8 protein-coding genes are annotated in these 7,669 nt (G+C 61.1%); all 8 read right to left on the bottom strand.

What is annotated here, in order from left to right; all coding sequences use genetic code 11:
* Window positions 1–1,329: 1,329 nt before the first annotated feature.
* Window positions 1,330–1,965 (bottom strand): twin-arginine translocase TatA/TatE family subunit, encoded by a 636-nt coding sequence (locus tag KF886_26230; protein MBX3180861.1) that lies wholly within the window; start codon window positions 1,963–1,965, stop codon window positions 1,330–1,332.
* A gap of 12 nt (window positions 1,966–1,977) precedes the next feature.
* Window positions 1,978–2,880 (bottom strand): twin-arginine translocase subunit TatC, encoded by a 903-nt coding sequence (tatC, locus tag KF886_26225; protein MBX3180860.1) that lies wholly within the window; start codon window positions 2,878–2,880, stop codon window positions 1,978–1,980.
* A 130-nt stretch (window positions 2,881–3,010) separates the two neighbouring features.
* Window positions 3,011–3,376 carry an integration host factor subunit beta gene (locus KF886_26220; protein ID MBX3180859.1) on the bottom strand — a complete coding sequence of 122 codons (366 nt, stop codon included), beginning with the start codon at window positions 3,374–3,376 and terminating at the stop codon, window positions 3,011–3,013.
* A gap of 53 nt (window positions 3,377–3,429) precedes the next feature.
* Window positions 3,430–4,002 (bottom strand): hypothetical protein, encoded by a 573-nt coding sequence (locus KF886_26215; protein ID MBX3180858.1) that lies wholly within the window; start codon window positions 4,000–4,002, stop codon window positions 3,430–3,432.
* A gap of 165 nt (window positions 4,003–4,167) precedes the next feature.
* Window positions 4,168–4,743: an aminodeoxychorismate/anthranilate synthase component II gene (locus KF886_26210; GenBank protein MBX3180857.1), complete on the bottom strand. Its 576-nt coding sequence runs from the start codon at window positions 4,741–4,743 to the stop codon at window positions 4,168–4,170.
* Window positions 4,740–6,227, bottom strand: a complete 1,488-nt coding sequence (trpE, locus tag KF886_26205) for an anthranilate synthase component I (GenBank protein MBX3180856.1) — start codon at window positions 6,225–6,227, stop codon at window positions 4,740–4,742. The genes KF886_26210 and trpE overlap by 4 nt, the downstream gene beginning before the upstream one ends.
* 27 nt (window positions 6,228–6,254) lie before the next feature.
* Entirely contained in the window at window positions 6,255–6,620 is a 366-nt protein-coding gene (gene hisI / locus KF886_26200) for a phosphoribosyl-AMP cyclohydrolase (protein MBX3180855.1), read from the bottom strand.
* Window positions 6,621–6,861: 241 nt separating this feature from the next.
* Window positions 6,862–7,629 (bottom strand): imidazole glycerol phosphate synthase subunit HisF, encoded by a 768-nt coding sequence (gene hisF / locus KF886_26195; protein ID MBX3180854.1) that lies wholly within the window; start codon window positions 7,627–7,629, stop codon window positions 6,862–6,864.
* Between the last annotated feature and the right edge of the window lie 40 nt (window positions 7,630–7,669).

The raw sequence follows: 7,669 nt of genomic DNA, 5'->3' as shown, positions 1-7,669 counted from the left end.
TGCGCGATTTTCGACGCAGCCTGTTCGGATTGTTCAGCATCTGTATTGTAGCGGGGTGGAAGGGGCGGCGGGCTGTTCGGTCTCATCTTGTTCGAGCGTCGCTGCAATCCGTGTCATCGGTGTAATCCGTGGGAGAGAAAAGAACTTCGACCACGAAACTTGTGGAACGGCCCGGAGATTCTCCCTGGATTTTTCGCTTCGTAAATGCTTTTACAAAAAACGGTTATATGGATATTGAGCGAAAGAACTTGCAGAAAAAACAAGAAGTTGACGGATAGTAGTACGAAGACCACGAAGTAAAAAGTTGGAGAAGGATTGATTTTCACGCGAAGGCGCTAAGGAGATGATCGTGGGCGGGACGTGCGGTCAGGGCGGGCGGGGGATTGGATTTGGAGCCACAAAGAGCACAGAGAACACAAAAAGATTTGATTGAACCGCGAGTGATCGCGAATGGACTCAGCGCGGCCTTTGGCCGCGATATTGACCACGGATTACACGGATTGCACGGATAGAGAAGGAATTTGATGAGTTCAACCGCGATTGGTCACGAATGAAGGAAGTGTCGTATCGCCTTGGGAGTCCGAGGCTGATTTTTTTGGTGTTGATGGGCTGTTCGCAGGCGCCGCACGCGCTGCGTCAGCCTGGAAGGCTAAGCCACGTTGGCGGGCGTTGATTGATTGCGGTGATCTTGGATCCACGACGGCTCTGTCGGAATTGGCCGGGAATTGTTGTCCGGCAAGTGGGAAGTTAATGGAGTGTGGTGCGGGTTCCTTAGAGCAGCCTCTGGCCGCGCAAAGAAATGATCACCACGAAGGGCGCGAAGGCCACGAAGAGAGGAAGTTTTTGAAGTGGGGGCCATGCCAAAGTGTATGGAATTGATCCGGGTCGGGATGCGGGGTCGATGCGCGGGGGGGATTGGATTTGGAGCCACAAAGAGCACAGAGAACACAAAAGATTTGATTGAACCGCGAGTGATCGCGAATGGACTCAGCGCGGCCTTTGGCCGCGATCTGGAGTATTGACCACGGATTACACTGATTGCACGGATAGAGAAGGAATTCGATGAGTTCAGCCGCGATTGGTCACGAATGAAGGAAGTGTCGTATCGCCTTGGGAGTCCGAGGCTGATTTTTTTGGTGTTGATGGGCTGTTCGGAGGCGCCGCTCGCGCTGCGTCAGCCTGGAAGGCTAAGCCACGTTGGCCGCCCATGTAGAGACTGGGGTTATCTTCGTTCGGCCAGACATTCATCGTCGGTCCAAGTACGCCAAGACCGGATGAACCGCTTTTATTCGCCTGATACCGCAACGCGCGCCCGCGGCGGATGCGCATTCAGCGCCCTGTCCACACGTCGGGATCGTTGCCCTGGCCGTCTCCGGAAGCGCCGCCGTTGAAGGCGTCGAACTCCGGATCGGTAGCCGGCGCACCGTCCGGCGACTCGGCCGGCGGGGAATCGCCCTCATCCGGCGCGGCGCCCGAATCGCCGCCGGCGCCTGAATCGCCGCCGCCGCCATCGGATATCTCCCCGCCGCCATCGGATATCTCCCCGCCGCCCGCTCCTTCTTCGCGCGATTCGCCATAGCTCACGGTGTCTTCGGGTGCGGCCGGGGCGTCCTCCCCGGTGGTTTCCCCCTGCCAGCCATACGGGTCGTCCCCGTAGTTGGCCGCCTCGTCCATCACCTTCTGGTCCTCGCTGTGGAGCGACGGATTCGCGGGGGGCGTCGCGGGCGCCTCCTTCGTCAGGGAATCGATGTACTTCTCCGGATCAATCCGGGAGAGCGAATCCATTTCCTTCTTGAGCGGCTTCAACTCCCTGGAGACCTCGGTCTTAATCTCGTCGACATATCCGCGGAGATCGCGCACGGTTCGGATGAGGAGCTTCGCGAAATCGGGGAACTTTTCCGGCCCTATCACCACCAGGGCGATGCCGGCGATCAGTATCATTTCGCCGAAACCAATGCCTAGCATATTGTGGACTCCTTATGCGTTCGCAGCCGACGCGCGCCGACGCACCACGAGGTAGGACAACCAGATACTGCCCTCGTAGAGGAGGCAGAGGGGAATCAGCATGAAGCTCATCGTCACGGGATCGGGGGGGGTCAGGATCGCCGAGCCGATTGCGAGAAACACGATTACGACTTTGCGATACTGCCGCAGGGTAAGCGGATCGAGCACGCCGACATAGACCAGGATCAAAACCGCCATCGGAAACTGAAACGCGATTCCGAAGCCCAGCAGGCCCTTGACCAGCATGGAGATGGTCTCGTTCATGCGGAGCTGTATCTCCACGCCTTCCGGAACGAACTGGGCCAGATAGGGCAGGACAAACGGGAATACCAGGAAATACGCGACGGCCACCCCGGTGAAGGCAAGGACCGTGCAACCAAAAATCAGATATTGCGCCGCCTTCTTCTCGTTCGGGCGCAACCCGGGAAATATAAACGCGCACAGCTGAAATAGAATGAAGGGCATCGCGAGAAAGAGCCCGCCGTAACCGGCAATCTTAAACTTGACGATGATCGGCTCGAGCGGGTTCAAGACCGTCCAACTGGCGCTGAGGCCGGCCGCCTCGTCTTCGGGAATGACCTGAACCCCCGCGATCTCTTGCCCCACCACCTTCAGGCGGACCACGTAGGGCTCATCCGGCCGGAGGGTCACCCATTGGGCGGTTTCCGGCGCTGGGGCGTCGCTCTCTTCCGGCGTTTCGGCGTCGGGCAGAATCTCGAAGCCGGCGATCTCCTTCTCCAGCATGCGGATGGGGCGCGAAAGGCCCTCGAATATCTGGTTCGAGAAGACGTAACAGATGATCACCCCCACGACCACCGCGCCGCCAGAGCGAATCAGGCGAATGCGAAGCTCGCCCAGGTGCTCTGTAAAACTCATTCGCAGATCGTCCTCGGACACCGCAATATTCCTTTCCACTACCTCGGGAATCGCCTATTATACGAAAGAAAGCGGGCGCCTTTACAGGCGCCCGGATTCTAAAGGTTGGATTGCCGCGCCGCGGACCGCGCTAGAAGGGCTCTCCGGCCCGCGAAAGAGTGTTCTCGGGAGCGTCGTCCGGGCTGGGGTCCGCCGTGGACGGCGCCTTGCCCGTCGGGTCCGCCTGCTCCACCCATTCCTTCAATGCCTTGCCCGGCTTGAAGATGGGAATCCGCTTTTCCGCGATCGGGACGGACTCTCCCGTGCGCGGATTTCGTCCGAGCCGGGCGTCGCGGACCTTTACTTCGAACACGCCGAAATTGCGTATTTCAAGCCGGTCACCGGCGGCCAAGGCCTCGGTGATGGTCTCCAAGGTGGTCTGCACCACGTCGGAAACCTCATTCTGGGTGATCCCCAGTTGCTCGGCAACATTAATTACGAGCTGGCGCTTCGTCACGGCCCCACCTTTCCCGCGGCAGAACGGATTCCAAACGTATCAACCGGCGACAACTACAGGCCAAGCGGCTGGCGCCACGCGTCGGCGAGGCCGCCCGGATTAATGATGATGAAGGCGGCGATGAGGCCCATGATGACGAGCAGGATCAGAATCGTTTTCACGTTCTTGCTCATGCCTTCCCCGCCCGCGACCGGCATGGCGCCGCCCACCGGCGCCATGAAGATTTTTTCACCGGCCTCCGCGCGCGCCCGCTTGTCGTCCACGGAGCCCAGGGTTTCGTTGATCGCGATGAAGGCCCGGTGCCATTCCTGCTGAAGCTTCTTCACGGCCACTTCCGACTGGGAGTAAATCGCTTCCAGGCTCGTGGCTCCGGAGATAATGTTCATCGTGTTGCCGTCGAGATTGTAATCGTCGGCGAGCGTTTCCCTGAGCACCTTGTGGGTTCGGGCGAGCTTGCTCTTGATCTTCAAGAACTGCGTCTCCAGCTCCGCCTTATTGATACCCGGCTCCGGGTAGCGGGTCAGAATCTGATTAAACAACATCCAGTCATTCATGAATTCCCGGCACAGCTCGACGCGCCGCACCAACTGGTCCACAACTTTTTGCTGTTTCTTGCTCAAGGCCATGGTAAGCAACCACTCCGCGTGTTAAACCCCACAAGTTCCAAGTAATCTACCATACGGTCGGGGCAAAGTCAACGCACTACGGGATTTAAGTCCGCCGTTTGTAATTGCTTACAGTAGCCCGACACCGCATTGATTATACCTGCAAAACCGTAAAAACGCAAACGATCAGCGTCGCGCTCCCAGCGCCAGAAAGTTTGCGATTATCTGCTTGCCCGGCGCCGTCAGAATGCTTTCCGGGTGGAACTGCAATCCCCAAACCGGGTGGTTTTCGTGCGCCACCGCCATGATCTCCCGCTCCGCGGTCTCCGCGATAATCCGCAGACAGGAGGGGCACGTCTCGCGCTCGATGATCAACGAGTGGTAGCGCGTCGCTTCAAAGGGCGAGTCAATGCCGGCAAACAACGGGTGGCCGTTGTGGCGCATCTGGCTCACTTTCCCGTGCATGATTCGGGCCGCGCGCACGACGTTGCCGCCGTAGGCCTGGCCAATGCTCTGGTGGCCCAGGCAAACGCCGAGAATCGGAAATTCCGGGCCCAGTTCCCGAATAAGTTCAACCGAAATGCCCGCCTCATTGGGGGTACACGGCCCCGGCGACACCACGATGTGATCCGGATTCAGCGCGCGCACACCGGCCACGTCGATCGCGTCGTTCCGAAAGACCCGGATATCGTCCACCTGCTCGCCGAAATACTGGACCAGGTTGTAGGTAAAGGAATCGTAGTTGTCGATAAGGACAATCATGGTTCGAGGCCCTTCTCCGCGAATTCCACGGCGCGGAAAAGCGCCTTGGCCTTGTTGCGCGTCTCCTCGTATTCGCGGTCGGGATCGCTGTCATACACAATACCGGCCCCCGCCTGGCAATACGCCACGCCGTCCTTCACCACCATGGTGCGTATCAGAATGCACGTGTCCATGTCGCCCGAGAAGCTGATATAACCGCAGCCGCCGGAATAGGGCCCGCGCCGCTCGGTCTCCAGCTCGTCGATAATCTCCATCGCCCGTATTTTCGGCGCCCCGCTGACGGTGCCCATGGGGAAGGTCGCCTCCAGGGCGTCGTAGGCGTCACATTCCGGCCGCATCGTCCCTTCCACCTCGCTCACGATGTGCATGACGTGGGAGTAGCGCTCGATGACCATCCGCCGCCCCGGGACCGGCGCCACGGTGCCCGGCTCGCTGATGCGGCCGATGTCGTTGCGGCCCAGGTCGAGCAACATGACGTGCTCCGCGATCTCCTTCTCGTCCGCCAGCAGATCCCGCTCGAACGCCACGTCCTCCTCCGGCGTGCGGCCGCGGGGGCGCGTGCCCGCAATCGGGCGGACCATGGCCTTGCCGTGCTGCACGCGCGTCATGACCTCGGGGCTCGAGCCCACGAGTGAAAAGCCGGGAAACTGCATGAGGAGCATGTAGGGGGAGGGGTTGATCGAGCGCAGCGCGCGGTAAAGCGTAATGGGTTGGGCGGTGACCTGGCGCTTGAAGCGCTGGGACAGCACCACCTGGAAGATATCCCCGGCGCAGATGTATTCCTTCGCCTTGCGCACAATGTCGCAGAAGGCCTCGCGCGTGAAATTGGATTCGATGTCCGCGGGGAGATCGCTTGGCTCGGGATGCACCAGCGCGTCGGCCAGCGGCGCTTTCAGGCGCGCCTCCAGTTCCTCGATTTTGCGCACACCCTTTGCGTAGGCGGCCTCCGGATCGCCGTCGACGTGCACGTTCGACACAATCTTGATGCAGTTATTGACGTGATCGAAAAGGAGGATGGTGTCCGTGATGACGAAATAGAGGTCCGGCAGCTGGAGGGTGTCGGGATTGTTGTCGGGCAGCCGCTCGAAAAAGCGGACCTGATCGTAGGAGAGGTAGCCCACGGCGCCGCCGTGGAAGGGTGGCAGGCCCGCGACTTCCACGGGCTTGTAGGCCGACATAATGCGGCGCAATTCGTGCAGCGGCTTCTCCGCGGTGTATGTCGCCGCCTCGCCCCCGCGCACCAGGGTCACCTCGGTTCCCTTCGCGCGAAAGACGACCGACGGGTTTGCGCCGATGAAGGAGTACTGGCCGAGCGATCCGGCCTGCTCCACGCTTTCAAGCAGGAACGCGTGATCCTGCCCCTGCGCGATCTTCATATACGCCGACACCGGGGTTTCGAGGTCGGCCAGTATCACCCGGTAAACCGGCACGAGCGCGCCCGGCCGCGCCAGGGCTTTGAACTCGTCCAGGGTGGGATGGATCATGAAAGGTTCCCTGTGTTTGCGCCGGGCTCAGGACGTGGCCACGCCGTCGCCGGCCAGCACCACGCCTTCGTCCTCCTGGACGCGGCGGTAGAAGCAACTCGTCTCGTTGGTGTGACAGGTCGGGCCGACCGGATCGCACTGGAGCAGCAGGGCGTCGCCGTCGCAGTCGATGCGGATGTCCTTGACGTGCAGCACATTTCCGGAAGTCTCGCCCTTGAGCCAGAGCTTCTGGCGGGAGCGGGACCAGAAACAGGCCTTTTTCTCGCGCAACGTGATGCCCAGCGACTCGCGGTTCATATAGCCGACCATCAGCACCTGGCCCGTCTCGTGGTGCTGGATTACCGCGCAAATAAGGTCTTTGTCGTCAAATTTAAGCAGATCATCGAGGTTCACAGTGCTTCTCCCAGGGTAACGGCGCGCCGAAACGGGGCGCTGGAGGAAATGAGGCGGGAAATGGGGGCCGCGGGGGCCAGGCGGCGGTCAGGCCGCCGGAATATGAGCACGGCGACGCCATCGAAAGGGAGATGGTGTCGCGTGTGTCATGTTCGGCCTCCAGCCTGCGCGCGGGGTTTGAACAGCGCCGCGCGCACTACTCCTCCGGCGCGCCATGCATACGCGCGCCGGAAGGCGCGGCCTAGGATCGCACAGGCACCCCGTGTTTTGCAAGGTATGCCCGCGCATCCTGGATCGTGTACTCGCGGAAGTGAAATATGGACGCCGCAAGCGCCGCGTCGGCCTTCCCCTCCACCAGCGCCTCCCGCAAATGTTCCAAGTTGCCCGCGCCGCCGCTGGCGATCACCGGAATGCTCACCGCCTCGGCTATTGCCCGCGTCAGGCGAATGTCGTAGCCATCCTTCGTGCCGTCGGCGTCCATGCAGGTCAACAGGATCTCCCCGGCGCCGCGCGACTCGACCTCCTTCGCCCAGGCGATGGGCTCCAGCTCGGTCGCGCGCCCGCCCTCGCGGCCCCCGTGACTCTTCACGATATAGGAACCGTCCGCCTGCTTCTTCGCGTCAATGGCGACGACAATGCACTGCGACCCGAACCTGGTCGCCGCCTGGTTCACGAAATCGGGATCCTGGATCGCCGGCGTGTTGATCGAGACCTTGTCGGCTCCGGCGTTGAGCATGCGCCGGATATCCTCCAGCGTCCGGATGCCGCCGCCGACGCAGAGCGGCATGAAGACCTGTTCCGCCGTGCGCGAGACCACGTCCAGCATGGTATTCCGGTTGTCCGTCGATGCCTGGATATCCAGGAATACCAGCTCGTCGGCGCCCTCCTCGTCGTAGCGGCGCGCGATCTCCACCGGATCTCCGGCATCCCGGAGGCCGAGAAACTGTACGCCCTTTACGACGCGCCCCTCGGCGACGTCCAGGCAGGGAATGATGCGTTTTGCCAGCATAGGGATACCTTGTACTACCGCCGCGGGGCGCGGAACGCGC

Source organism: Candidatus Hydrogenedentota bacterium, assembly GCA_019637335.1.
In the GTDB taxonomy this organism is placed as follows: Bacteria; Hydrogenedentota; Hydrogenedentia; order Hydrogenedentales; family JAEUWI01; genus JAEUWI01.
The sequence above is the reverse complement of the archived record's forward strand: the minus strand, read 5'-3'. Positions and strand labels throughout refer to the sequence as shown.

Bases quoted from the DNA above. Each gene is read 5' to 3' on its own strand.
- KF886_26230 (MBX3180861.1), bottom strand. From the start codon at position 1,965: ATGCTAGGCATTGGTTTCGGCGAAATGATACTGATCGCCGGCATCGCC.
- tatC (MBX3180860.1), bottom strand. From the start codon at position 2,880: ATGAGTTTTACAGAGCACCTGGGCGAGCTTCGCATTCGCCTGATTCGC.
- KF886_26215 (MBX3180858.1), bottom strand. From the start codon at position 4,002: ATGGCCTTGAGCAAGAAACAGCAAAAAGTTGTGGACCAGTTGGTGCGG.
- KF886_26210 (MBX3180857.1), bottom strand. From the start codon at position 4,743: ATGATTGTCCTTATCGACAACTACGATTCCTTTACCTACAACCTGGTC.
- trpE (MBX3180856.1), bottom strand. From the start codon at position 6,227: ATGATCCATCCCACCCTGGACGAGTTCAAAGCCCTGGCGCGGCCGGGC.
- hisF (MBX3180854.1), bottom strand. From the start codon at position 7,629: ATGCTGGCAAAACGCATCATTCCCTGCCTGGACGTCGCCGAGGGGCGC.